The organism is Microbacterium stercoris (genome assembly GCF_017592545.1).
GTDB lineage: Bacteria > Actinomycetota > Actinomycetes > Actinomycetales > Microbacteriaceae > Microbacterium > Microbacterium stercoris.
Genome location: NZ_JAGFOA010000002.1, coordinates 597,805 through 621,811 on the forward strand (window position 1 = coordinate 597,805; position 24,007 = coordinate 621,811).

The following is a 24,007-nucleotide window of genomic DNA, read 5'->3' on the forward strand; positions in this document are numbered from 1 at the left end:
TTCACGCAGGCCCTTCGCGCGGGTCCGGGGCGCACCGAAGCGCACCGCGCCAACCCGCGCCAACCCGCGTCAGGCCGCAGCGGTCCGCGCGGACGCGTCGCGCTCCCACGAGCCCGACGTGCCGCGGCGCACGCGCCGCCGCGCCGCGAGCGCGAAGCCCGCGTACACCGCGGCGTCCCAGGCGGCAGACGGCGTCGTGGCGGTGCGCACGAGCGCGCGCAGCGTGCCGCGTCCCGTGTCCACGCCGAGCTCCGCGGGCCCCCGCCGCACGCGCACCAGCGTGTGCAGCAGTGCTCGGGCGCTCCGGGGCACGCGCACGCGCACGGGCGGCACGGGCGGGATCCGCTTCTCGTCCTGTGCGACGAGCCGGTCCACCCACACGTCGTCCGCGGTCACTGCGGGCAGCGGCAGGGCGCGCGCCACCCCCTCCGGCGTCAGCGCGTACACCCCCGCGCCCCACAGTGCCCGGGACATCCCCGGGATGCGCAGTCGCGCGCGGTGGTACGCCCGCACGAGCGGCGAGGCCTCCCGCAGGTCGTACGCGAACGGCGGACGTCCGGCTACGGCGCCGGGCTCGGCGAGCGCGCGCACGAGGCCCGGGATCGCCGCCGACGGCAGCTCCACGTCGGCATCCAGCACGAGCACGGGCCGCGCGGCCGTGGCCACGAGCCCCGCCGAGATCGCCGTGGTCTTCGATCCCACGGACAGCTCGAGCACCCGCACCCCGGCGAAGCCCCGCGCGCGCTCGGCGGTGTCGTCGCTGCAGCCGTTGGCGACCACCACGACCTCGAGCGACCCGGCAGCGGCCGGCTCCGCGATCCGCGTGAGCGTGCGCTCGATCACGGCCGCCTCGTTGCAGGCCGGGATCACGATCGCGGCAGCCGGAGACCCGGATCCGCGCCAGCTCGCCTCCGGCAGCGACGGCCACGAGCGCTCGTCGCGCAGCGCGGTCACGGCCGCGCGTCGGCGACGTAGCGCGGCGCCCAGCACCAGCGCCGCGCGGTAGGCCGCGGCCTGGCGGGGCGCGTGCTTGCGCAGGTAGCGCACGCGGTTGGCCTCGAGCAGCGCGTCGAGGGCGGGGGAGGAGCCGGATCCACCCTGGCTGTGCTCCACCACGGCGTGAGGCGTGTACCGCACCGCGAAGCCCGCCTGGCGCACGCGTCGCAGGATGTCGGTCTCCTCTGAGTAGAGGAAGAAGCGCTCATCCCAGGCGCCCACCGCTCGGGCCGCATCCGCCGAGAGGAGGAGGGCGGCGCCCGTGGCCCAGTCCACCTCGCGAGGGCTCCGGTAGGCCGACGGCATGCGCACGACCTCCGACAGCCACCCGGGCCGCGAGGGCCACAGCGGACCCAGCAGCGCATCCCCGAGCGCCCGCGTCGCCGACGGCTCGCGGAACAGCGAGGTCGAGGTCGCTCCGGTCTCGTCGACGATGCGCGGTACGACCACGCCGGTCGGGCGGGCCTTCGGGCGCGGCACGGCGCGCAGCTCGTCGAGCAGGGTTCGCAGCGCGCCGGGCCGCACCCGCAGGTCCGGGTTCAGCACGGCGATCGCCTCGGCGTCGCCCACGTGTGCGAGCGCGACGTTCACGCCCCCGGCGTAGCCGAGGTTGCCGCCGGTGGGCACGGCGATCACGTCGGCGTGCGAGCGCGCGACCGCGAGCGTGTCGTCGTCGGGGGAGTTGTCGGCCACGACCACCCGCAGCGCGAGGTGCTCGGCCTGCGCCCGCAGGTCGTCCAGCAGTGCGCCGAGGCACTCCGCGCTGCCGTAGGTCACGACGATCGCGGCGATCTCCGCCCGCCCGGCGGTCGCGAACTCAGGCATGGCGCGCCGACCGGCGCAGCGCGAGGTAGGCCGGCGGCCCCTGCACGAGGTATCGGTTCGCCAGCCGGCGCGGCTCCAGCATCAGGCGCCAGGCCCATTCGAGCCCGGCGTCGGAGATCCAGCGCGGCGCGCGCGTCACCCTTCCGGCGAGGAAGTCCACCACCGCCCCGAACGCCAGCAGCGCGCCGGCGCCCGAGCGCACACCGTGCTGCTCGATCCACCGCTCCTGCCGCGGTTTCCCGAGGCACACGAGCAGGATGTCCACCCGCGCCTGCCGGATCTCGTCCGCGATCGCACCGGCTCCCTGGGGGGTCGCCAGCTGCTCTCGCGGCGGCGCCCAGTGTCCGGCGAACCGCAGGCCCGCCCAGTCGCGGGCGAGCCGTGCCCGCAGGGCGTCGGTCAGCGCGGGGTCGCCGCCGAGCACGGCGACCGCCAGCCCCCGGCGCGCGGCGACGTCGAGCACCTCGCCGACCAGGTCGCTGCCGGAGAGCTTCGGATGTGCGCGGCCGGTCTCGCGCTTCGCGTGCGCGGCGATGGGCGCTCCGTCGATGAGATTCAGCCACTCCACGGGGCCGTCGCCGTCGCCCGGCGCGCCGGGATTCGTGTGCCGCCCGAAGTGGTGCAGGTGGTCGAGGTTGATCGACGCGACGGCGAGTGGCTTCGCGCCGCGACGAGTGGCGGCCTCGGCGATCACCTCGATCGCGGGCGCGGCCTCGCACAGATGGATCGGGACGCCGTCGGTGTCGATGGTGGGGATCGCTCCCGTGAAGGTGCCTGCAGGGCTCATGCTCCCTCAGAGCGCCCCACATGCGCGCTGATACCGTCGCCGGGCGATCCGCAGGGGTGGGCGTCCCGGATCAGCCCCGCATCGGCCACGGCAGCGGCCCGCGGGCGGCCTCGAGCTGCGCGGCGACCGCGAGGATCGTCGCCTCGCCGCCGGGGCGCCCGACCAGCTGCACGCTCACCGGGTGGCCCTGCGTGGTGACCGGGACGGTGAGCGCGGGCAGCCCCGCCACGTTCACCCACGAGCTGTACGGCGCGTACTCGCACTGGCGACGGAAGCTCAGCGCGGGATCGTGCTGAGCGAACCATCCGATCGGCTGCGGCGGCAGCGCGAGGCTGGGGGTGAGCACCACGTCGTAGTCGGCGAAGGCCGAGATCGTGGCCCGTTCGAAGGCACGGGCCCCCGCCAGCGCGCCGAGCAGCGTCTGCGACGACAGCGCCCGTCCCGCGCGGATGAGCCAGGCCGTCAGCGGCTCCAGCTCGTCGAGGCCGGCATCGGGAACGGCGACGCGCGCGGCCGATGCCTGCCACAGCGTGAGGAACATGTCGGCGTAGCCCGTCGGGGCCCAGGGCGCGTCGTCGACGACGTGCCCCGCGTGCTCGAGCATGCCGATGGCGGCCTCCAGCGCGTCCCGTGCCCCGGCATCGAGCCGGATGTCCATGCTCTCCTCCCAGGGCGACACGGTGGTGACCCCCACCCGCAGGGCGCCGACAGCCCTGCGTCCGGCATCCGCGAAGGGTCCGTCGCCGGGCGGACGCGTGGCGTAGGGGAGCGCCCCCTCCACGAGCACATCGAGCAGCAGGGCGACATCGTCGACCGAGCGCCCGATCGGACCCGCGACCGAGAGCCCGTGCGCCGAGTCCATGCCCGATCCCGAGTTCACCCGCCCCCGCGACGGCTTCAGACCCACAACGCCCACGGTGGCCGAGGGGATCCGGATCGAGCCGCCGCCGTCGGTCGCGGGGGAGGCGGGCAGCAGCCCCGCCGAGACCGCCACGGCCGCGCCTCCGCTCGATCCGCCGGCGCCGTTCGCCGGATCCCACGGATCGCGTGCGGGAGGGGCGAACACCGTCTCGGTGAAGCCCGACAGGCCGAACTCGGGGGTGTTCGTCTTGCCGAGGCTGATGGATCCGGCGCGATCGAGCACCAGCGCCAGGGGGTCGGACTCCTCCGGCACGTGGTGGAGGTGCACGCGGGAGCCGTAGCGGGTGGGCACGCCGGCCCGGGCGGTCAGATCCTTGTCGGCCAGCGGCACACCCCACAGGGGCGGGGCATCCGGCGGGGGAGCGCCGAGGCGCTCCGCGTGTGCGCGAGCGGCTTCGCGGGTCACCTCCACAAACGCCCCGAGCGCCGCGTGGGCGTCGATGCGCGCGAGGTAGTGCTCGGTCGCCTCCGTCGGCGTGACCTCGCCGACGCGCAGCGCGCGGGCGAGTGCGCGCAGCCCCAGCTCGTGCAGCTCGCTCATGGGCCTCCCTCGAGACGACATCCGCGCACCGGATCCGGCTGCTCGCGCCCGCCGGTCGACGGCCGCGATGTCGGCGTGCGTCAGATCATGTACTCGGGCGCCATCAGCACCCGTCTGGTGTCCTCGCCCTGCACGCGCGGTCGGGCTTTGGCGGGGATGCCCAGGATGACGCTGTCGGCGGGCATGTCCTTGGTCACCACCGCGTTCGCGCCGATCGCGCTGTTCGCGCCGATCACCACGGGGCCGAGCACCTTCGCTCCCGCGCCGATCGCGACGTGGTCGCCGATCGTGGGGTGCCGCTTGCCGTGGCTCAACGACGTGCCGCCGAGGGTGACCCCGTGGTACAGCATCACGTCGTCGCCGATCTCCGCCGTCTCGCCGATCACCACGCCCATGCCGTGGTCGATGAAGAAGCGCCGGCCGATCCGCGCCCCGGGGTGGATCTCGACGCCGGTCAGCCAGCGCGCGAACTGCGAGCCGGCGCGCGCCAGGAACCGGTGCCCCCGCAGCCACAGAGCGTGGTTGAAGCGGTGGGCCCAGACGGCGTGCAGTCCGGGGTACAGCGATGCGATCTCAAAGAAACCGCGCGCCGCCGGATCCCGGCGGCGCGCGGCCTCGACATCCTCGCGGATGTTCAGTTCCATACGCTCGAGCTTAGTGACGCCCGGGCCCGCTCAGTCCTCGCGCAGGTGCTCGAACAGCGCGGTCGAGATGTAGCGCTCGCCCGTGTCGGGGACGATGACGACGATCTTCTTGCCGGCGTTCTCGGCGCGCTTGGCGAGCTGGACGGCAGCCCACACGGCCGCACCGGCCGAGATGCCCGCGAGGATGCCCTCGCCGGTGGCGAGCGAACGGGAGGTCTCGATCGCGTCGGCGAACTCGACGGTCACGACCTCGTCGTAGATCTCGGTGTCGAGGATCGGCGGCACGAAGTTCGGGCCGATGCCCTGGATCTTGGCCGGGCCGGGGGTGCCGGTCGACAGCAGCGGCGAGTCGGTGGGCTCGACGGCGACGACCTTGACGTCGGGCTTCTTGGCCTTCAGGGCCTGGCCGACACCCGTGATGGTGCCGCCCGTGCCGATGCCGGCGACGAAGATGTCGACGTCGCCGTCGAGGTCGCGCCAGATCTCCTCGGCGGTGGTCTTGCGGTGGATCTCGGGGTTGGCCTCGTTCGCGAACTGCTTCGCGAGGATGGCGCCCGGGGTCTCCGCGACGATCTTCTCCGCCTCGGCGAGGGCGAGCTTCATCCCGCCCGTGGGGTCGGTGAGCACCAGCTCGGCGCCGAAGGCCTTGAGGAGCACGCGGCGCTCCTTCGACATCGAGGCGGGCATGGTGAGGATGACCTTGTAGCCGCGGGCCGCGCCGACCAGCGCCAGGGCGATGCCCGTGTTGCCCGAGGTCGACTCGACGATCGTGCCGCCCGGCTTCAGCTCGCCCGACGCTTCGGCGGCGTTGATGATGGCGATGCCCAGGCGGTCCTTGACCGACGAACCGGGGTTGAAGTACTCGAGCTTGGCGTAGACCTCGGCTCCCGCGTCGCCCGTGACGCGGTTGAGCTTGACGAGCGGCGTGTTGCCGAACGCGGTGGTGATGTCTGCGTGGACACCGGCCATGGCGGTTCTCCTCTTTCGTGAGCGGGATCCGGCGGTCGGGGCCGCACGGAAGACGGCGGAGCCTCCCCGCCTCGATCCAGCGTAGGCCGCACGTCCGACGCCGTGCACGTCCTTGACGCATTCGGTCACATACATGCGGACGCGTTCCGCGACATGCAAGATGCCCCCCGGATCCGTCCGGCCGCCGCCGCGTAGGCTGGCTCCCCATGACCGGAACCCCCTCGACCGAAGCGTCTGTCCGCGACGTGCTCGCGGCGGCCGCCGCCCGACTCGCCGAGGCGGGCGTCACGGATCCGCAGGTCGATGCCGAGCTGCTGCTCGCGCACGTGCGCGGCCAGTCGCGTGGTGCTCTCCAGGTCGCCGTCATGACCGGGGCCGTGCTCGCCCCCGAGGAGGCGCGCGCGTTCGATGCGGCGGTCGCCCGACGCGCCGCGCGGGAGCCGCTGCAGCACATCACGGGCGTCGCCTACTTCCGCCACCTCGAGCTCGCCGTGGGCCCCGGGGTCTTCGTGCCGCGGCCCGAGACCGAGGGAGTGGTGCAGTTCGGGATCGACGCCCTGCGCGCCGCCGCCGCCGCGGAGCCCATCGGCGTCGACCTCGGCTCCGGGTCGGGTGCGATCGCCCTGGCCATGGCGACCGAGGTGCCGCACGCCCGCGTCTTCGCGGCCGAGAACTCGCCCGAGGCGTTCCCCTGGACGAGGCGCAACGTCGAGGCCAGCGGCGCGGACAACCTCCGCCTGGACTTCGTCGATCTCGCGGACGCCTTCCCCGAGCTCGACGGCACCGCCGATGTCGTGGTGTCCAATCCGCCCTACGTGCCGGATGACGCCATCCCGCGCGACCCGGAGGTGCGCCTGCACGACCCGCACGCGGCGCTCTACGGCGGCCCCGACGGGCTCGACGTGGTGCGCGTGCTCAGTCGCACCGCACACCGCCTCCTGCGGCCGGGGGGCCTGCTCGTCATCGAGCATGGCGAGCTGCAGGGCGCCGCGATCCGCGACATCCTGACGGTCGACGGATGGCGCGGAGCGGCCACCCACCGCGATCTGACCCTGCGCGATCGCACGACCACCGCGCTCCGCGCGCAGTGAGGCGCGCGACCCGGTGACACGATCTCCGGATCCTCGGAGTCCGTCCCCGTAGAATCCGAGGGATGTCCTCCCCTCTGTTCGACTGCAGCGATGAGGCGCAGCTGCTCAGCGGCATGCGCCAGGCACGTCAGGCGATCGCGCGCGGTCACCTCGTCGTCCTGCCCACCGACACCGTGTACGGCGTCGCGGCCGACGCCTTCTCGGCGGCGGCCGTCCAGCGCCTCCTCGACGCGAAGGGTCGCGGGCGCCAGCAGCCCCCGCCCGTGCTGGTGGCCGGCGTCGACGCCCTCCGCGCGCTCGTCGAGGAGGTGCCCGAGGCCGTCGAGCGGCTCGTGGAGCGCTTCTGGCCGGGTGGCCTGACGATCGTGCTGCCCGCTCAGCCGTCGCTCACCTGGGACCTGGGGGAGACGCGCGGCACGGTCGCGGTGCGCATGCCGGATCACCGGATCGCCCTCGAGCTGCTGAGCGAGACGGGTCCGCTGGCCGTGTCGAGCGCCAATCTCACCGGCAAGCCCGCGGCTGTGGTGGGCGACGACGCCCGAGCGATGCTCGGCGACAGCGTGGCCGTCTACCTCGACGCCGGTCCCTCCCGCACGGGCGTGGCCTCCACGATCATCGACGCGACCTCGCTGGTCGGCGTCCTCCCCGACGGCGAGGAGCCGCGCGTGCGCATCCTGCGCGACGGCGCGGTCTCGCGCGACGAGCTGGCCGAGGTGCTCGGCGACCTGCTCGAGCCCGATGCCGACCCCGCCGAGGACGCCCCCGCGTGAGGCAGTACCTCTTCACCATCCTGCTCACGGCGGCGCTGACGACGGCGCTCGCGTGGGCGGTGTGGCGATTGAGCATGCGCTACAAGCTGTACCCGGGCATCCGGGAGCGCGACGTCCACAAGACCCCCACGCCGCGGCTGGGCGGCGTCGCCATGTTCCTCGGCATCGTGGCCGCGGTGCTGGTCTCGTCGCAGAACCCCTTCTTCGAGATCCTCTGGATCGACCCCAGCAAGATGTGGGCGATCCTCGGCGCGTCGCTCCTCATCGTGATCGTGGGCGTCGCCGACGACCTGTGGGACCTCGACTGGACCATCAAGCTCGGCGCGCAGTTCCTGGCGGCGGGCGTGATCGCGGTCGTCGGCGGCCTGCAGATCTACGTGCTCCCCATCGGCGGCATGACCCTCGTCTCCAGCTGGACGAGCATCATCCTGACCATGTTCTCGATCGTCGTCGTGATGAACGCCGTCAACTTCATCGACGGCCTCGACGGCCTGGTCGCGGGCGTGTGCCTGATCGCGAACAGCGTCTTCTTCGTCTACTCCTATCTGCTCTCGCGCGACTTCCTCACCACGAACTCGAGCATCGCGGCCTTCCTCGCGGCCACGATGATCGGCGCGTGCGGGGGATTCCTCGTGCTGAACTGGCGACCCGCGAAGCTGTTCATGGGCGATTCGGGCGCGCTGCTGCTCGGTCTGCTCATGGCGACCTCCGCTCTCGCGGTGACCGGATCGCTCCCGCCCGAGCTGCTGCTGCCCGAGGCTGACGTCGACCGCTTCGGCCAGTCGCAGCTGCTGGGTGCGTTCCTCCCGATCCTGCTGCCGCTGGTGATCGTGCTGCTGCCGCTCGCCGATCTCAGTCTCGCGGTGATCCGGCGTCTGCGCGCGGGGAAGTCGCCGTTCGCCCCCGACCGCAAGCACCTGCACCACCGGATGCTCGATCTCGGCCACTCCGATCTCGACGCCGTGCTGATCTTCTACGCCTGGACCTCGGTGATCTCGCTCGCCGTGCTGCTGATGTACCTCGGCACCCGCGACGACTGGCTCGGGTCGTACTGGGTCGGCGTCGCGTTCGGTGTCATCGGGATCGTCGCGTGCCTGTTCCTCACCCTCACCCCCACCCGCCGCCGTGCGCCCGCCGCGCCGGATCCGACCCCCGCGCCTCAGGAGGCCACACGATGACCAGCAACGAGGCTCCGGCCCCCAAGGCCGCGGCCACCAGCAACCCGGTGTTCCGTCGCGCGCTCATCTGGGGCGCGATCGCGACCGCGGTGATCGCCGTCGTCGGCGGCGCGATCGGCTACGCGGTCGCCGGGTCGAACGGCCTGTTCAGCGCCCTGGCCGGAGCGGCACTGGCCTTCGTCTTCATGGGGCTGACGGCCGGCACGATCCTGCTCGCCAACCGCTGGACCGGAGACCAGCTGTTCGCGCCCATCTTCTTCGCGGTCGTCCTGGGCGGGTGGCTGCTCAAGCTGGTGCTGTTCATCATCGTGCTGATCGTGCTGCGCGGTGCGCCGTGGATCCAGCCGCAGGTGTTCTTCTTCGCGGTCGTGGCCAGCGTCGTGACGTCGCTCGCGATCGACGCGATCGCCATGATCCGCACCCGTGCGCCGTACGTCGACGTGGCCCTCCCGACGGAGGTCGCCGAGGACACGGCACCCGGCGAGAAGCCCACGGCAGACTGACTTTTCGACGCGGCGTAGAAGGCCCCCATCTTTTGATAGGCTTACCTCGTTCCTGCCGCGTGCTCTATGAAGCCAATGGTGACGCTGAGTCCGGTAGATGACGACTTCCTGCCCTCCCCGGTCATCATGCCGGAGCTATGAAGCCGGAGCCACACGTTGACTCATGCCGCGATGCTGATCGCCTCTGCCGAATCCTCTGACGGGGGCTTCGAGTTCCACCCGCCGTCCATCTTCGAGTTCTTCCCGCCGGAGCTGTTCGGCTTCGGGCCGATCGTGTTCAACGATCAGCACCTCTTCGGCATGACGCGCATCAACATCGCTCAGCTGATCGCGACGGCCGTCGTCGTCATCCTGCTGATCGTCGGCACGCGTCGCATGTCGATCGTCCCGGGCCGGCTGCAGTCGATCGTGGAGATGGGCTTCGACTTCGTCGGTCGCGGCATCGCCACCGACCTGCTGGGACGCAAGGACGGCGAGCGCTTCAAGCCGCTGCTGCTGACCATCTTCTTCATGGTCCTGTTCATGAACCTGACGGGCATCGTGCCCGGCATCAACATCGCCGGAACCAGCGTCATCGCGGTCCCGCTCATGCTGGCGCTGATCTCGTACGTGACGTTCATCTACGCGGGCATCAAGAAGAGCCCCAAGGGCTTCTTCAAGAACGCGCTGTTCCCCTCGGGCGTGCCGCCGTTCCTCTACATCATCGTCACGCCGCTCGAGTTCCTCTCGACCTTCATCATCCGCCCCGTCACGCTGACGCTGCGTCTTCTGATGAACATGATGGTCGGCCACCTCATGCTCGTGCTGCTGTTCTCGGCGACGTGGTCGTTCACGATCCTCGCCCCCGCGGCCGGCCAGGCGGGCTTCGTGCCGCTGGGCATCGGCACGCTGGCCTTCGGCTTCGTCTTCACCCTGTTCGAACTCCTGGTGGCCTTCCTCCAGGCGTACGTCTTCACGATCCTCACCGCGCTGTACATCCAGCTCGCGGTTGCGGAAGAGCACTGACGGTCCGGCAAACGCCGAATCGCCTTACCGAAAGGAAAACACCCGTGGACGCTACTACGGTTGCCGCTGCTGTCTCCGGTTCGATCGCCACGGTCGGCTACGGTCTCGCCGCCATCGGCCCGGCCATCGGCGTGGGCCTGGTCGTCGGCAAGACGATCGAGTCGGTCGCCCGCCAGCCCGAGCTGCAGGGTCGCCTGCAGTCGATGATGTGGATCGGTATCGCCTTCACCGAGGCGCTCGCGTTCGTCGGTATCGCGACCGCCTACATGTTCGGCTTCTGAACCCTTTCCTCAAGCTGACACGTTAGGAGACAGGATGCTGAACGCTCTTGTCACGTTCGCCGCCGAAGAAGGGCACGCGGAGACTCCGCCGAGCCCGCTCTTCCCGGCGGTCTACGACATCATCTGGTCGGGCCTCTGCTTCCTGGTCATCCTGTTCGTGGTGATCAAGATCGCCCTTCCGAAGCTCACGGCGATGCTCGACGCTCGCTCGGCGGCCATCGAGGGCAACATCGCCAAGGCCGACGAGGCGCAGCGCCAGGCTGAGGCTGCTCTGGAGGAGTACACCAAGCAGCTCGCCGACGCCCGCAAGGAGGCAGGTGACATCCGCGAGGCCGCCCGTGAGGACGGCAAGCGCATCGTCGCCGAGGCCAAGGCCAACGCCGCCACCGAGGCCGAGCGCATCACCGCCACCGCTCACACGCAGATCGAGGCGGAGCGCCAGTCGGCGCTCGTCACGCTCCGCAGCGAGGTCGGCGCGCTCGCGATCGACCTGGCCGGCAACGTGATCGGCGAGACGCTGAGCGACGACCAGAAGGCCTCGGCCGTGGTCGACCGCTTCCTCGCCGACCTCGAGGCTTCCGAGAAGGCGGTCAAGTAATGGGCAGCGCGACCACTCAGGCGCTCGCGACCAGCGTCACCGCGCTCGCCGCGACGACGGTCGACCTCGACACGGCGCGCGAGCTGTTCGCCGCCGCCCGTGCCGTCGCCGGCTCGTCGGCGCTGAGCGGCGCGCTCGCCGATCCGGCAGCGGCTCCCGAGGCCCGTGCGGCGCTCGTCGCCCGCGTCTTCGGCACCCTTTCGCCCGTGACCCAGTCGCTCCTGACGACGGCCGCCGCTCAGCGGTGGTCGTCGCAGGACGACCTGGTCGACGGCATCGAGGAGCTCGCCATCCGCGCGGCCGCCTCGGCCGACCGGGACGATCTCGAGGGAGAGCTGTTCCGCGTGTCCCGCATCGTGGCCGAGAACCCGGAGCTCGAGCTCGCGCTCGGCCGCCGTCTCGGAGACGGGTCGGCCAAGGGCACGCTGATGGAGAAGCTCCTCGGAGGCCGCGCCGGCCACGCCACGACGCTCGTCGTGGCGTCGCTCGTGCAGGAGCCCCGCGGACGTCGCGTCCGCGCCATCCTCGCCCGTGCGATCCGCATCGTCGCCGCCCAGCGCGGTCGCACGGTCGCCACGGTCACGGTCGCCTCGCCCCTGACCGCGGCCCAGACAGAACGTCTGGCCACCGCCCTGTCCCGCAGCTACGGCGCCGAGGTGACGATCTCCACGGTCGTCGACCCCTCGCTCGTCGGCGGTGTGCGCGTGCAGATCGCGGATGACGTCATCGACGGCAGCATCTCGTCGCGTCTCGCAGACGTGCGCCAGCAGCTCGCCGGCTGATCAACTTTTCCCGCCCAGCGGCGGAACCACGTGGGGATCGCGGATCTCGCATCCCGATCTCAAAGAAACAAAGGAAGACAATGGCAGACATCACGATCAGCCCCGACGTCATCCGTGACGCGCTGAAGGACTTCGTCGCCGCCTACGAGCCCACCGGCGACGCGGCGACCGAGGTCGGCACCGTCGTCGACGCGGCCGATGGCATCGCCCACGTCGAGGGCCTGCCGGGCGTTATGGCCAACGAGCTCGTCCGCTTCGGGGACGGCACGCTCGGCCTCGCGCAGAACCTCGACGAGCACGAGATCGGTGTCGTCGTCCTCGGCGAGTTCGCCGGTATCGAGGCCGGCCAGCAGGTCACCCGCACCGGCGAGGTCCTCTCGGTCCCGGTCGGCGAGGGCTACCTCGGTCGCGTCATCGACCCGCTCGGCAACCCGATCGACGGCCTCGGCGAGATCACGGGCATCGAGGGCCGCCGCGCTCTCGAGCTCCAGGCTCCCGGCGTTATGGCCCGCAAGTCGGTTCACGAGCCGATGCAGACCGGCATCAAGGCCATCGACGCGATGATCCCGGTCGGCCGCGGCCAGCGCCAGCTCATCATCGGCGACCGCCAGACCGGCAAGACCGCCATCGCGATCGACACCATCATCAACCAGAAGGCCAACTGGGAGTCGGGCGACCCCTCCAAGCAGGTCCGCTGCATCTACGTCGCGATCGGCCAGAAGGGCTCGACCATCGCCTCGGTGAAGGGCGCCCTCGAAGAGGCCGGCGCGATGGAGTACACCACCATCGTCGCGGCTCCCGCGTCCGACCCGGCGGGCTTCAAGTACCTCGCTCCCTACACCGGCTCGGCCATCGGTCAGCACTGGATGTACGACGGCAAGCACGTCCTCATCGTCTTCGACGACCTGTCGAAGCAGGCCGAGGCCTACCGCGCCGTGTCGCTCCTCCTTCGCCGTCCGCCGGGACGCGAGGCCTACCCGGGTGACGTCTTCTACCTGCACTCGCGTCTGCTCGAGCGCTGCGCGAAGCTCTCGGACGAGCTGGGTGCGGGTTCGATGACCGGTCTGCCGATCATCGAGACCAAGGCCAACGACGTCTCGGCGTACATCCCGACCAACGTGATCTCGATCACCGACGGCCAGATCTTCCTGCAGTCCGACCTCTTCAACGCCAACCAGCGTCCGGCGGTCGACGTGGGCATCTCGGTGTCGCGAGTGGGCGGCGACGCTCAGCTCAAGCACATCAAGAAGGTCTCGGGCACGCTGAAGCTCGAGCTCGCCCAGTACCGCTCGCTCGAGGCGTTCGCGATGTTCGCGTCCGACCTCGACCAGGCGTCGCGTCGTCAGCTCGCCCGCGGTGCGCGTCTGACCGAGCTGCTCAAGCAGCCGCAGTACTCGCCGTACCCCGCCGAGGAGCAGGTCGTCTCGATCTGGGCCGGCACCAACGGCAAGCTCGACGAGATCGCCGTCGAGGACGTGCTGCGCTTCGAGGCCGAGCTTCTCGACCACCTCCGTCGCAACTCGACGATCCTCACGACGCTCCGCGAGTCGGGCCAGCTGTCCGACGAGACGGTCGCCGAGATGGACAAGGCGATCGACGCGTTCATCCTCGAGTTCCAGGGTGGCAAGGGTCAGTCGCTCGCTGCTCCGGGTCACGAGGAGTTCACGGCCACCGCGGCCGTCGAGGTCGACCAGGAGAAGATCGTCAAGGGCCGCCGGGCGTAAGCCCGAAGGAGACGACCTCTCATGGGAGCAAAGCTCAGGGAGTACAAGCAGAAGATCTCTTCTGCTCAGACGACCAAGAAGATCACGAAGGCGATGGAGCTCATCGCGGCTTCGCGCATTCAGAAGGCGATGGCGCGCGTGCGCGCGTCGGAGCCCTTCTCCCGCGCGGTGACGCGAGCGGTCTCGGCCGTCGCGACGCACACGACGATCGACCACCCGCTCACGCGGGAGGCCGAGAAGGTCGAGCGCACGGCGATCGTCATCGTCACCTCGGACCGCGGTCTCGCGGGCGCCTTCAACTCGCAGGTCATCCGCGAGGGCATGGAGCTCGCCGAGATGCTGCGTTCGCAGGGCAAGGAAGTCGTGTTCTACCTCTTCGGCCGCAAGGCCGTCGGCTACTTCCAGTTCCGTGGCATCGCCGCGGCGGCGGAGTGGACGGGTGACGCGGATGTTCCGGGCTTCGCGACCGCCGAGGCGATCTCGGGGGCGCTGCTGGAGGCGTACTCGAAGGACGCGGCCGAGGGCGGCGTCCAGGAGATCCACCTCGTGTACAACCGCTTCGTCAGCATGATGACCCAGGAGGCGGTGCAGGTCCGCCTGCTTCCCCTCGAGGTCTCGGAGGCCGACGACTCGGGCTCGAGCAGCGAGGTCTTCCCGCTGTACGAGTTCGAGCCCGACGCGACCGTCGTGCTCGACAAGATCCTTCCCGTGTACATCCAGAGCCGCATCTTCAACGCGCTTCTGCAGTCGGCCGCCGCCAAGCAGGCCGCTACGCAGAAGGCGATGAAGTCGGCATCGGACAACGCCGAGAAGCTGATCACCGACTACACCCGCCTGCGCAACAACGCGCGACAGGCCGAGATCACGCAGCAGATCGCCGAGATCGTCGGCGGTGCCGACGCTCTGGCGTCGTGAGCGAGAAAACCACTGAGGAAGAGACGAAAATGACTGCCACTGAGACCGCGGTCGTCGGACGGGTCGCCCGCGTCACGGGCCCTGTCGTCGACATCGAGTTCCCGCACGACGCCATTCCCGAGGTCTACAACGCGCTGAAGACGACCATCGTCATCGGCGACTCGTCGACCGAGATCACGCTCGAGGTCGCACAGCACCTCGGCGACGACCTGGTGCGCGCCATCTCCCTTAAGCCGACGGACGGCATGGTCCGCGGCCAGGAGGTTCGCGACACCGGCGCCCCCATCTCGGTGCCCGTGGGCGATGTCACCAAGGGCAAGGTGTTCGACGTCACCGGCGAGGTGCTCAACCTCGCGGACGGCGAGCAGATCGAGGTCACCGAGCGCTGGCCCATCCACCGCAAGGCTCCGAGCTTCGACCAGCTCGAGTCGAAGACCACGATGTTCGAGACGGGCATCAAGGTCATCGACCTGCTCACCCCGTACGTGCAGGGTGGAAAGATCGGCCTCTTCGGTGGTGCGGGCGTCGGCAAGACCGTCCTCATCCAGGAGATGATCCAGCGCGTGGCGCAGGACCACGGCGGTGTGTCGGTGTTCGCCGGTGTCGGCGAGCGCACCCGTGAGGGCAACGACCTCATCCACGAGATGGAGGACGCGGGCGTCTTCGACAAGACCGCCCTTGTCTTCGGTCAGATGGATGAGCCGCCGGGGACGCGTCTGCGCGTCGCCCTGTCGGCCCTGACGATGGCGGAGTACTTCCGCGATGTCCAGAAGCAGGACGTGCTCCTCTTCATCGACAACATCTTCCGCTTCACGCAGGCCGGTTCCGAGGTGTCGACCCTTCTCGGTCGTATGCCTTCGGCCGTGGGTTACCAGCCGAACCTCGCCGACGAGATGGGTGTGCTCCAGGAACGCATCACCTCGACGCGCGGTCACTCGATCACCTCGCTGCAGGCGATCTACGTGCCGGCTGACGACTACACCGACCCGGCCCCGGCGACCACGTTCGCGCACCTCGACGCCACGACCGAGCTCTCCCGCGAGATCGCGTCGAAGGGTCTGTACCCCGCGGTCGACCCGCTGACCTCGACCTCGCGCATTCTGGACCCGCGCTACATCGGTGAGGACCACTACCGCGTGGCCACCTCGGTGAAGCAGATCCTCCAGAAGAACAAGGAGCTCCAGGAGATCATCGCCATCCTCGGTGTCGACGAGCTCTCGGAAGAGGACAAGATCGTCGTGTCGCGTGCACGTCGCATCCAGCAGTTCCTCTCGCAGAACACCTACATGGCGAAGAAGTTCACGGGTGTCGAGGGTTCGACGGTTCCGATCAAGGAGACCATCGAGTCGTTCGACGCCATCGTCAAGGGTGAGTTCGACCACGTGGCGGAGCAGGCGTTCTTCAACGTCGGCGGCATCTCCGACGTCGAGGCCAACTGGGCGAAGATCCAGAAGGAGAACAGCTGACCATGGCTCTCCAGGTCACGCTGGTCTCCGCCGAGGAGGAGGTCTGGACGGGCGAGGCGAGCCTCGTGGTCGCGAAGACCACCGAGGGTGAGATCGGTTTTATGACCGGTCACGAGCCCGTGCTGGCCATCCTCGCTGACCAGGGCCAGGTTCGGATCACCGAGCCCTCCGGCACCAAGGTCATCGCCGACGCCCGCGACGGCTTCGTCTCGATGGAGGGCTCCGCCCTGACCATCGTGGCGGGCCACGCAACGCTGGTCTCTTGACCACCATCCTCCTGCCCCCTTCGGAGACGAAGAGGGCAGGGGGATCGGCCGAGGCGCCTCTGACTCTCGACGGCCTCGCGCTGCCGGTGCTCGCACCGCAGCGCGAGGCCGTTGTGTCGTCTCTGATGGCGCTGTCGGCTGATCCCGTGCTCGCGGCGCAGGTGCTGAAGCTCTCGCCTCGTCAGCTGGGAGAGATCGACGTCAACGCGTCGATCCGGTCGGCGCCGACGATGCCCGCGGTCGACCGCTACACCGGTGTGCTCTTCGATGCGCTGGACGCCCCCGCGCTCGAAACGGACGCCCGCCGCTGGCTGGGGGAGCATGTGCTCATCCAGACAGCGCTGCTGGGACCCGTGGGCGCACTCGATCCGATCCCGGCCTACCGGCTCGCGGCCGGAGCGTCGATTCCCGGACTCGGCCCGCTGAAGCGGGTGTGGGCCGATCCGGTGCGGGACGCGTTCGCGGTGTTGCCGGGGCTCGTGATCGATCTGCGCTCCGAGGCGTACGCGGCGCTCGGCCCGGTGCCCGCCGGCATCGCCACGACCTACGTGCGCGTTGTGGCCGAGGGCCCCGACGGATCGGTGCGCGCCCTCAATCACTTCAACAAGAAGTCGAAGGGGATGCTCGTCGGCCGGCTCGCACTCGACCGCCCGCACCTGAGCTCCGTCGCGGATCTCATCGACTGGGCTCGCTCGGCCGGGTTGGTCATCCGGGCGTCGGCGACTCCGGGAGAGGTCGAGCTCGTCGCACTCGGATGACGGCGTGTGTCGCGCCCGGCGGCACGCGCCGCCAAGCGCTGGTGCGCGCGTCGCCTTGCTGGCACTCTGGTGTCGTCCATGCGACGAGATCCGCGGATCCGTCGCCGCAGCAAGCCTGAGAGGCCGCTCATGACCAACAACCCGTTCGATGAGCAGGACGACAAGTCCGCATCGCACCAGCCCCCGGAGGCGGACGCGTTCGATCCGCCCGTCAGCGAGGTCCCCGCCGAGGATCGCCCGGCCGCCGACGCAGAGGCGCCCACCGGCTGGGAGCCCCCGGTGTTCCGCCCCGGCGAGACGGCGACCCCGCCCGAGGCCTCTGCCGCCCCCGCCGCGCCCGACGCCTCGGGCACACCCGGTGTCTCCGCGTCCGGCGCGTATGGGGAGCAGGCCCTGGGCTACGGGCAGCACGTCCCGGGCCAGGGACAGCCCGGCTACGGACAGCAGGGCTACGGCCAGCAGGCACCCGGGTACGGCCAGGCCGGCTACGGACAGCAGGCCCCCGCCTACGGGCAGCAGGGCTACGGCCAGCCGGGTCCTGGACAGCCTCAGGCGTACGGCTACGGTGCCCAGACCGCGTCGAACCTGCAGCTCAACCTGTGGCTGTCCGCGTTCTTCGTGTGGCTGCCCGCGCTCATCTTCTTCCTCATCGAGAAGGACAAGGTGGCGCCCGCCTACCAGGCCGCCAATGCGGGCAACCTGAACTTCAACATCGTGCGCACGATCGCGATCTTCGCCGCGACCGTGCTGTCGGGCATCCCGTTCCTCGGCGGGCTGCTGCTCGTCGTGGTCTGGGCCGGCGGTCTCGTCATCGGCATCATCCACGCGGTCACCGTGCCGCCCAAGGTGGCGGCGGGGCAGGCACCCGGCTACATCCTGGCGCCCGACTGGGTGAAGTGAGCCGACGCGCCCCGATCGCCGCCCGGGCGGCGATCGGGGCGCGGGGCCGGTCCGCGCGCACTTTCAGGCGACATTCAGGGTCGCTAGGGTGAAGCGACGGCGTCTCGCCGTTCTGCAGTCACTCGGGAGGAAGACATGAACCCCTACGACGATTCCGCGGCCTTCTGGGCGATCTTCGCCGCCTTGCTGGGCTTCGGCCTCCTCATCGGCCTGATCGTCTACGTCGTCGGCTCACTTTTTCTGATGAAGCTGTTCGACAAGGCCGGCGTGCAGGGCAGATGGCGCGCCTGGGTGCCCGTCTACAACTACATGGTGTTCTTCAAGCTCGGCGATCTGAGCCCCTGGCTGGTCCTCTATGCGCTGGGCGGCGCGATCGTGCTCGGCGCCATTCCGGGCGTCAACTTCCTCTCGAGCCTGGTGGGGCTCGCCTTCCACGTCGCCGCCGCGGTCGCGGCCTACCGCATCGGCCTCAAGCTGGGCAAGGATCCGGTGTGGGTCGTGCTGTTCGTGCTCGTCGAGATCGTCTGGCTCGGCATCCTGGCCTATGACCGGTCGCGCTGGAACCCGAACGTGCCGCCGGCACAGTGGGCGGGCAACGCCTTCCTCGGGGACACGACGGTCTGGGAGGGTGTGCCTGCGCAGACGAGCACCGTGCCGGCCGCCGGCGGCTACGGCCAGGCCGGCTACGGACAGCCGTACGGTCAGCAGGCCGGATACGGTCAGTCGGCGCAGACCGGCTACCCCGCGCAGCCGGGACAGCCCGGATACCCGGCGCAGCCTGGCTACGGTCAGCAGCCCGGATACGGTCAGCCGGCTCAGCCGGGGTACCCGGCTCAGCCGGGCTATCCCGCGCAACCCGCAGCCGCCGTCCCGCCGGCTGCGCCGTACACCCCGCCGCCCGCGGCAGATCCGTTCGCGCCGTCGGCCGACGCTCCGGCGACCGATCCGTCGACCGATCCGTCGACCCAGGCGCCGTCACGTCGCGACGAAGAGCAGCCCCCGGCCGGGCCCGTGCCGCCGGCTCCGCCCCAGCCGTGAGATCTTCTCAGGACGCCCCGTCTCTCCTTCCGAGACGGGGCGTCCGTCATGTGGTTAGCGTGTAGGCATGAGTGTCGCGCTGCGTCGGGTCGGTCTGTCGGGTCTGCTGGTCTCGGAGGTCGGTCTCGGCTGCAACAACTTCGGGCGCCCCGGCACGAAGACCGAGACGATCGAGGGCACGCGCGCCGTGCTCGACGCCGCGATCGAGCACGGGGTGGTCTTCCTCGACACCGCCGACATGTACGGCGGCCAGGGACGCAGCGAGACGCTGATGGGCGAGGCACTGGCCGGCCGGAGAGACGATGTGGTGCTGGCGACGAAGTTCGGGCACTCAGGCGTCGACATGGGCTACGGCCCCACGGCCGGAGCGAAGGGCTCGCGCGCGTACGTGCGCACTGCCGTCGAGCGCTCGCTGCGACGCCTGCAGACCGACCGCATCGATCTCTATCAGCTGCACACGCCGGATCCGGGCACTCCGATCGAGGAGACCATCGACGCGCTCGATGATCTCGTGCGCGAGGGGAAGATCCACTACTACGGTCACTCGAACCTCGCCGGATGGCAGATCGCGGAGGCGCACCTGGTCGCGCGGGCGCGGAGCGCGGCGGGCTTCGTCTCCGCGCAGGACGAGTACTCGCTGCTCGCGCGCGGTGTCGAGCAGGAGAAGCTCCCGGCCGTGCGTCGCTTCGGTCTCGGCTTCTTCCCGTACTTCCCGCTCTACAACGGCCTGCTCACCGGCAAGTTCACGCGCGACGGCGGGCCCGAGGGCAGCCGCATCATGGATCAGCGCCGGCACCTCTGGGAGAACGCTCCGTGGGACGCATTGGACGCGTTCCGGGTGTTCGCCGAGGCGCGCGGCCTCACCATGCTCGAGGCGACATTCGGATGGCTTCTTGCACAGCCCGGCGTCTCGAGCGTGATCGCGGGCGCGACGTCCCCCGAGCAGGTGGCTTCGAACGCCGCAGCGGGCGCGGCGTGGACGCCATCCGACGCCGACCTCGCCGAGATCGATGGCATCTTCCCGCGTGCCTGACGCCTCGGCGGCGGTCCCGTCCCGGTGGGGTGCGACCCGCCCGATAGGATGTGAGCGCGACTCAGCCGCACCGAGCTGTCAGGCCGCTTGTGCGCCGTCGCCATGATCCGGAGGTTCCGCGCGTGTCCGACGCCCCCACGACCCAGTCGCAGACCGTGGCGCTGCCCACAGGCCTCGACGCGGTGCTCACCTGGGCCGGCGTCACCGACCGAGGCCGCAAGCGCGACATCAATCAGGATGCGCTGCTGACCGCGTACCCGCTCTTCGTGGTCGCCGACGGCATGGGCGGTCACATCGGCGGCGAGATCGCCAGCGCCAGCGCGATCGACCGCCTGCAGCGTATGGTCCGCAAGGGCGAGGTGTCGCCGCAGTCGATCGAGCGTGCCCTGGTCAAGGCGGTGCGCGACATCGGTGAGCACCCCGACACCACCGACGAGGGCACCGGAACAACGGTGACGGGGGTGTACCTCGACGTCACCGACAAGGACGCGGCCTGGGTCGCACTCAACATCGGCGACTCGCGGGTCTACCTGCAGCGTGACGACGCGCTCGCGCAGATCACGACCGACCACTCGCTCGTCCAGGAGCTCGTCGCAGCGGGGCGCCTCAGCCCCGAGGAGGCCGAGAACCACCCCTACGGCAACGTGATCACGCGCGCGGTGGGCCCGAGCGAGGGCGCGGTGCCCGACTACGTGCGCATCGACGTGCGCGACGGCGACCGCTTCGTCATCTGCTCCGACGGTCTCACCAAGGAGCTCACCGACTACGGCATCCTGCACTTCCTGCGTCTGCATGCCGAGCCCGCCGCGGCGGCCGAGGCGATGCTCGAGGCCGCGCTCGAGAACGGCGGCCGCGACAACGTCACGATCGTGGTGCTGAACGTGGCGGTGCCCGGCCAGCGCGCCGAGTCCGAGAGCGACGAGGGCGCGGCAGCGGAGACCGGATCCGAGGACGGCGCACGATCGGACGCCTCGCCCGAGGGGGCCAGCGGCGCGGAGGCCGCCGCAGACTCGTCCACAGGAGACGATTCGCGGGGCTGACGTCCCCCGTCTCTTCGCGGGCCGCGGCCGGCGCTCATCCTCCGATGAACTGGGCTCATGCCCACGACCCGCGACGATCCCATCGTCCTGCCGCCCGCCCCGGCACCACCGAGGCGCGCTCCGTTCCCCATCGTCGCGTCGGTGATGCCGGTGGTCGCCGCCGTTGCGATCTGGGCGGTCACGGGCTCGTTTATGGCGCTGTGCTTCGCCGCGCTCGGGCCGCTCATGGCGCTCGCCTCGCTGGTCGACGGCGCGCGCGGCGGGCGACGGCGCCGTCGTGAGCAGCAGCGTGAGCACGCGGAGGCGCTCGCGCGGGCAGCCGAGCAGATCGCGCGTCGTCACGACGCCGAGCGCACGACGCTCTGGCGCCAGTGCCCCGATGCTGCGGCGCTGCTCGGCGACGCGCGCCGGCAGTGGCGGGTGAGCTCGGATGCTCTCGTCGTCGGACGGGGCCGGCAGCCCAGCGCCGTGCGGGTGACGGGCGGCGACGACGATGACGCCGCGGGGCTGCGGCTGCGGGCCGAGCATGTCGAGGACGCTCCCGTCGCGATCGCCCTCGAAGAGGGGGTCGCCGTGCTCGGCGATCCGGTCGTCGCGGGCGCCGTCGCGCGAGCGCTGGTCCTGCAGCTGTGCCTCGGGCGACCCGCAAGCGACCTGCGCCTCGTCGCGGCACCCGCCGCCGAGCGCGGGTGGGCGCAGGCGCTGCCGCACTGGGAGCCGTCGGCCGCGCAGGGACGCAGGCGCCTCGCGTTCATCGGCGAGGGCGAGCCCGCGCCGCCAGCGGAGGTGGTGATCGCCACCGGCGCGCACGGAGCGGAGGTGCCGCTGGCCTGCCACGCCGTGCTGGAACTCGGCGAGACGCCGCTCGCCGGACGCCTGATCACGCGCGGCGAGATCTGCGACCTGCGCGTCGAGGCGCTCTCGCTCACTCAGGCTGAGGCGGTCGCCGCTCAGCTGGCCGCGCGGGCGATGCCCGTGCCGACGCCGCACACCCACGGCGGCGTGGTCGCGTTGGCGGACCTGCTCGCTGGCAGGGCAGCGGGCGAGCCGCTGGGCGCTCTGGGAGCGGTGATCGGGCGAGAGGCGGGTGAGCCCGCCGCGCTCGACCTCGTGGCAGACGGGCCGCACGCCGTCGTCGTCGGCACCACCGGCACCGGCAAGAGCGAGCTGCTGATCACGTGGGTCACGTCGCTGGCGGCGACCCTGCCACCCGACCGCGTGCAGTTCCTGCTGGCCGACTTCAAGGGAGGCACCGCCTTCGCACCGCTCGCGGCGCTCCCTCACGTGGCGGGTGTCATCACCGATCTCGACGAGGGCGGTGCCCGACGCGCCGTCGAGAGCCTGCGTGCCGAGCTGCGCTCGCGGGAGGCCGCGCTCGCGGCGGTCGGCGCGCGCGACGTGTCCGATCCGCGGGCGGATCTGTCCCGGCTGGTGATCGTGGTCGACGAGTTCGCGGCGCTTCTGCAGGAGCATCCGGATCTGCACGCCCTCTTCACCGACATCGCTGCGCGAGGACGGGCTCTCGGCATGCACCTCGTGCTCGGCACCCAGCGCGCGGGCGGGGTGCTGCGAGACGCTCTCGTGGCCAACTGCCCTCTGCGTGTCGCATTGCGCGTCGCCGAGCCCTCGGAGAGCCGCGTGCTCCTGGGCACCGATGAGGCCGCCGCACTTCCGGGAGGTGCCGAGGGGCGTGGCCTCGCGTGGATCCGGCGCGTGGGGGATATCCGGCCGCGTCTGACGCGCATCGCGCTGTCGGCACCGGGCGACGTCGGATCCGCCGTCGCCCGGTTCGCGGGACGGCCCAGACGGCCTGCGCCCTGGCAGCCGCCGTTGCCGACACAGCTCTCGCATCACGAGGCGGTCGCGCTGGCCGGTGAGCCCCCGGCCGATGCGATCCTGCTCGGCGTGGCCGACGACCCGGGTCGTCAGCGGCAGACGGCGGTGCTGCTGCGTCCGGGCGTCGACCGCGGCCTGGTCGTTGTGGGCGGGCCGGGCACCGGACGGTCGAGCATCGCGGGCCTCATCGCCGCGGCGCACCCCGACGCGGTGGTGGCGCCCCGGGACGCCGAGGGCGCATGGGACGCGCTCGAGCGGATGGAACGGGAGCGGCCGCCCCTGATCGTCATCGACGACGTCGACGCGATGCTGGCGAGGTTCCCACCCGACTACGCCCACGCGGTGGCGGAGCGGCTCGAGGCGGTCGTACGCGACGCGGGCGACACCGGCACCACCGTGGTGCTCACCGCTGCCCGCCTGACGGGATCGGTGATGCGCTTCGCCGACCTGCTGCCGCGACGCGCGCTGCTCGCGCTGCCGGGGCGCGCGGAGCATGTCGCCGCGGGTGGCGAGCCCGCGGGCTTCGATCCCCACCGCGCCCCCGGCCGCGCCGTCCTCGACGGTCTCGAGGTGCAGTTCGTCCGCGGCGCGCCGTGGGTCACCTCGTCGGATGCCGATGCCGACCCCGGGCCGGCCCACTGGGAGCCGGAGACGTCGATCACGGCGATGGTGCTGCGGTCGGCGCGCCGCCGGGGCGAGCACTTGGCCGCCGTGTGGCCGCGCGACGTGCGCGTGGTGATGCTCGACGACGTTCCACCGGGCCTTCGCCTCAGCGCGCTTCTCAGGCCGGGGGAGAGGGTCGTGCTCATCGGAGACGGCGACGCGTGGCAGCGACAGTGGGGTCTGCTGCAGGAGGTGCGGGCCTCGGCGCCGCTGGTGGTCGGCGCCGACTGCGCGACGGAGCTGCGAACGATCGCGGGTGAGCGCGAGCTCCCGCCCTTCGCGCGCATGCGAGCGTCGCGGGCCTGGCTGGTGCGCGACGGACTGCCGCCCGAGCGCGTGATCCTGCCGTGATCCGAGCCGGGAGCGTGGCGTCGAACGACCGAGTCACGGGTGTGTTGACACCGTCGTGCGGGGCTCGTCAGGATGACAGCAGGAGCACGCGCAGAAGCGGTCGTCGCATGCGCACGGCCCTCTGGA

23 protein-coding genes are annotated in these 24,007 nt (G+C 71.1%); 18 read left to right on the top strand and 5 right to left on the bottom strand.

Features of this window, described 5'->3' with window-relative positions; translation table 11 throughout:
* Nucleotides 1-69: 69 nt before the first annotated feature.
* The 5 genes from J5V96_RS06960 to cysK all read right to left on the bottom strand — a co-directional run bounded on the left by J5V96_RS06960 (nt 70) and on the right by cysK (nt 5,683).
* Nucleotides 70-1,821, bottom strand: a complete 1,752-nt coding sequence (locus J5V96_RS06960) for a glycosyltransferase family 2 protein (RefSeq protein ID WP_208502043.1) — start codon at nt 1,819-1,821, stop codon at nt 70-72.
* On the bottom strand, nt 1,814-2,608 hold the full coding sequence (locus tag J5V96_RS06965) for a WecB/TagA/CpsF family glycosyltransferase (protein ID WP_208502045.1): 795 nt from the start codon (nt 2,606-2,608) through the stop codon (nt 1,814-1,816). Before J5V96_RS06965 ends, J5V96_RS06960 begins: the two co-directional genes overlap by 8 nt.
* A gap of 70 nt (nt 2,609-2,678) precedes the next feature.
* On the bottom strand, nt 2,679-4,070 hold the full coding sequence (locus J5V96_RS06970; RefSeq protein ID WP_208502048.1) for an amidase: 1,392 nt from the start codon (nt 4,068-4,070) through the stop codon (nt 2,679-2,681).
* An 80-nt stretch (nt 4,071-4,150) separates the two neighbouring features.
* A complete protein-coding gene (epsC, locus tag J5V96_RS06975) occupies nt 4,151-4,714 on the bottom strand; it encodes a serine O-acetyltransferase EpsC (RefSeq protein WP_208502050.1) in 564 nt (187 codons plus the stop codon).
* A 30-nt stretch (nt 4,715-4,744) separates the two neighbouring features.
* Nucleotides 4,745-5,683 (bottom strand): cysteine synthase A, encoded by a 939-nt coding sequence (cysK, locus tag J5V96_RS06980; RefSeq protein ID WP_208502052.1) that lies wholly within the window; start codon nt 5,681-5,683, stop codon nt 4,745-4,747.
* Nucleotides 5,684-5,889: 206 nt separating this feature from the next.
* Here cysK and prmC point away from each other — a divergent pair, with 206 nt between their 5' ends.
* From prmC to J5V96_RS07070, 18 genes are all read left to right on the top strand, one after another.
* The gene (prmC, locus tag J5V96_RS06985) at nt 5,890-6,774 is read left to right on the top strand and encodes a peptide chain release factor N(5)-glutamine methyltransferase (protein ID WP_208502054.1); all 885 of its coding nucleotides are present in this window, start codon (nt 5,890-5,892) and stop codon (nt 6,772-6,774) included.
* A 62-nt stretch (nt 6,775-6,836) separates the two neighbouring features.
* Nucleotides 6,837-7,544: an L-threonylcarbamoyladenylate synthase gene (locus J5V96_RS06990; protein ID WP_208502056.1), complete on the top strand. Its 708-nt coding sequence runs from the start codon at nt 6,837-6,839 to the stop codon at nt 7,542-7,544.
* The gene (locus tag J5V96_RS06995; protein WP_208502057.1) at nt 7,541-8,722 is read left to right on the top strand and encodes an MraY family glycosyltransferase; all 1,182 of its coding nucleotides are present in this window, start codon (nt 7,541-7,543) and stop codon (nt 8,720-8,722) included. Before J5V96_RS06990 ends, J5V96_RS06995 begins: the two co-directional genes overlap by 4 nt.
* Nucleotides 8,719-9,225, top strand: coding sequence for a Cg1360 family ATP-synthase-associated protein (locus tag J5V96_RS07000; RefSeq protein WP_208502060.1), 507 nt, complete (start codon nt 8,719-8,721; stop codon nt 9,223-9,225). The genes J5V96_RS06995 and J5V96_RS07000 overlap by 4 nt, the downstream gene beginning before the upstream one ends.
* Before the next feature lie 171 nt (nt 9,226-9,396).
* Complete coding sequence (atpB, locus tag J5V96_RS07005; RefSeq protein WP_208502062.1) at nt 9,397-10,230, top strand: F0F1 ATP synthase subunit A; 834 nt, start codon at nt 9,397-9,399, stop codon at nt 10,228-10,230.
* 44 nt (nt 10,231-10,274) lie between these two features.
* On the top strand, nt 10,275-10,511 hold the full coding sequence (gene atpE, locus J5V96_RS07010) for an ATP synthase F0 subunit C (protein WP_208502064.1): 237 nt from the start codon (nt 10,275-10,277) through the stop codon (nt 10,509-10,511).
* A 34-nt stretch (nt 10,512-10,545) separates the two neighbouring features.
* Nucleotides 10,546-11,109, top strand: a complete 564-nt coding sequence (locus J5V96_RS07015; RefSeq protein WP_208502066.1) for a F0F1 ATP synthase subunit B — start codon at nt 10,546-10,548, stop codon at nt 11,107-11,109.
* Nucleotides 11,109-11,891: a F0F1 ATP synthase subunit delta gene (locus J5V96_RS07020; RefSeq protein ID WP_208502068.1), complete on the top strand. Its 783-nt coding sequence runs from the start codon at nt 11,109-11,111 to the stop codon at nt 11,889-11,891. The genes J5V96_RS07015 and J5V96_RS07020 overlap by 1 nt, the downstream gene beginning before the upstream one ends.
* 80 nt (nt 11,892-11,971) lie before the next feature.
* Nucleotides 11,972-13,615: a F0F1 ATP synthase subunit alpha gene (atpA, locus tag J5V96_RS07025; RefSeq protein WP_208502070.1), complete on the top strand. Its 1,644-nt coding sequence runs from the start codon at nt 11,972-11,974 to the stop codon at nt 13,613-13,615.
* 21 nt (nt 13,616-13,636) lie between these two features.
* The gene (locus J5V96_RS07030) at nt 13,637-14,530 is read left to right on the top strand and encodes a F0F1 ATP synthase subunit gamma (RefSeq protein ID WP_208502072.1); all 894 of its coding nucleotides are present in this window, start codon (nt 13,637-13,639) and stop codon (nt 14,528-14,530) included.
* Nucleotides 14,531-14,559: 29 nt separating this feature from the next.
* A complete protein-coding gene (gene atpD / locus J5V96_RS07035) occupies nt 14,560-15,996 on the top strand; it encodes a F0F1 ATP synthase subunit beta (RefSeq protein ID WP_208502074.1) in 1,437 nt (478 codons plus the stop codon).
* 2 nt (nt 15,997-15,998) lie between these two features.
* Nucleotides 15,999-16,262, top strand: a complete 264-nt coding sequence (locus J5V96_RS07040) for a F0F1 ATP synthase subunit epsilon (protein ID WP_208502076.1) — start codon at nt 15,999-16,001, stop codon at nt 16,260-16,262.
* The gene (locus J5V96_RS07045) at nt 16,259-17,020 is read left to right on the top strand and encodes a YaaA family protein (RefSeq protein ID WP_236014540.1); all 762 of its coding nucleotides are present in this window, start codon (nt 16,259-16,261) and stop codon (nt 17,018-17,020) included. The genes J5V96_RS07040 and J5V96_RS07045 overlap by 4 nt, the downstream gene beginning before the upstream one ends.
* Nucleotides 17,021-17,149: 129 nt before the next feature.
* A complete protein-coding gene (locus J5V96_RS07050; RefSeq protein ID WP_208502078.1) occupies nt 17,150-17,920 on the top strand; it encodes a magnetosome magnetite crystal formation protein family in 771 nt (256 codons plus the stop codon).
* A 135-nt stretch (nt 17,921-18,055) separates the two neighbouring features.
* The gene (locus J5V96_RS07055; RefSeq protein ID WP_208502080.1) at nt 18,056-18,958 is read left to right on the top strand and encodes a DUF5684 domain-containing protein; all 903 of its coding nucleotides are present in this window, start codon (nt 18,056-18,058) and stop codon (nt 18,956-18,958) included.
* 67 nt (nt 18,959-19,025) lie between these two features.
* On the top strand, nt 19,026-19,991 hold the full coding sequence (locus tag J5V96_RS07060) for an aldo/keto reductase (RefSeq protein ID WP_208502082.1): 966 nt from the start codon (nt 19,026-19,028) through the stop codon (nt 19,989-19,991).
* A gap of 122 nt (nt 19,992-20,113) precedes the next feature.
* Nucleotides 20,114-21,031 (top strand): PP2C family protein-serine/threonine phosphatase, encoded by a 918-nt coding sequence (locus tag J5V96_RS07065; protein WP_208502084.1) that lies wholly within the window; start codon nt 20,114-20,116, stop codon nt 21,029-21,031.
* A gap of 57 nt (nt 21,032-21,088) precedes the next feature.
* Complete coding sequence (locus J5V96_RS07070; protein WP_208502086.1) at nt 21,089-23,881, top strand: FtsK/SpoIIIE domain-containing protein; 2,793 nt, start codon at nt 21,089-21,091, stop codon at nt 23,879-23,881.
* Nucleotides 23,882-24,007 lie beyond the last annotated feature (126 nt).

Excerpts from the sequence above, each read along its gene's own strand:
- J5V96_RS07020 (WP_208502068.1), top strand. The coding sequence starts at position 11,109 with ATGGGCAGCGCGACCACTCAGGCGCTCGCGACCAGCGTCACCGCGCTC.
- atpD (WP_208502074.1), top strand. The coding sequence starts at position 14,560 with ATGACTGCCACTGAGACCGCGGTCGTCGGACGGGTCGCCCGCGTCACG.
- prmC (WP_208502054.1), top strand. The coding sequence starts at position 5,890 with ATGACCGGAACCCCCTCGACCGAAGCGTCTGTCCGCGACGTGCTCGCG.
- J5V96_RS07055 (WP_208502080.1), top strand. The coding sequence starts at position 18,056 with ATGAACCCCTACGACGATTCCGCGGCCTTCTGGGCGATCTTCGCCGCC.
- J5V96_RS07015 (WP_208502066.1), top strand. The coding sequence starts at position 10,546 with ATGCTGAACGCTCTTGTCACGTTCGCCGCCGAAGAAGGGCACGCGGAG.
- J5V96_RS07050 (WP_208502078.1), top strand. The coding sequence starts at position 17,150 with ATGACCAACAACCCGTTCGATGAGCAGGACGACAAGTCCGCATCGCAC.
- J5V96_RS07030 (WP_208502072.1), top strand. The coding sequence starts at position 13,637 with ATGGGAGCAAAGCTCAGGGAGTACAAGCAGAAGATCTCTTCTGCTCAG.
- J5V96_RS06960 (WP_208502043.1), bottom strand. The coding sequence starts at position 1,821 with ATGCCTGAGTTCGCGACCGCCGGGCGGGCGGAGATCGCCGCGATCGTC.
- J5V96_RS06970 (WP_208502048.1), bottom strand. The coding sequence starts at position 4,070 with ATGAGCGAGCTGCACGAGCTGGGGCTGCGCGCACTCGCCCGCGCGCTG.
- epsC (WP_208502050.1), bottom strand. The coding sequence starts at position 4,714 with ATGGAACTGAACATCCGCGAGGATGTCGAGGCCGCGCGCCGCCGGGAT.
- J5V96_RS06990 (WP_208502056.1), top strand. The coding sequence starts at position 6,837 with ATGTCCTCCCCTCTGTTCGACTGCAGCGATGAGGCGCAGCTGCTCAGC.
- J5V96_RS07060 (WP_208502082.1), top strand. The coding sequence starts at position 19,026 with ATGAGTGTCGCGCTGCGTCGGGTCGGTCTGTCGGGTCTGCTGGTCTCG.
- J5V96_RS07070 (WP_208502086.1), top strand. The coding sequence starts at position 21,089 with ATGCCCACGACCCGCGACGATCCCATCGTCCTGCCGCCCGCCCCGGCA.
- atpB (WP_208502062.1), top strand. The coding sequence starts at position 9,397 with ATGCTGATCGCCTCTGCCGAATCCTCTGACGGGGGCTTCGAGTTCCAC.
- J5V96_RS07040 (WP_208502076.1), top strand. The coding sequence starts at position 15,999 with ATGGCTCTCCAGGTCACGCTGGTCTCCGCCGAGGAGGAGGTCTGGACG.
- cysK (WP_208502052.1), bottom strand. The coding sequence starts at position 5,683 with ATGGCCGGTGTCCACGCAGACATCACCACCGCGTTCGGCAACACGCCG.
- J5V96_RS06965 (WP_208502045.1), bottom strand. The coding sequence starts at position 2,608 with ATGAGCCCTGCAGGCACCTTCACGGGAGCGATCCCCACCATCGACACC.
- atpA (WP_208502070.1), top strand. The coding sequence starts at position 11,972 with ATGGCAGACATCACGATCAGCCCCGACGTCATCCGTGACGCGCTGAAG.
- J5V96_RS07000 (WP_208502060.1), top strand. The coding sequence starts at position 8,719 with ATGACCAGCAACGAGGCTCCGGCCCCCAAGGCCGCGGCCACCAGCAAC.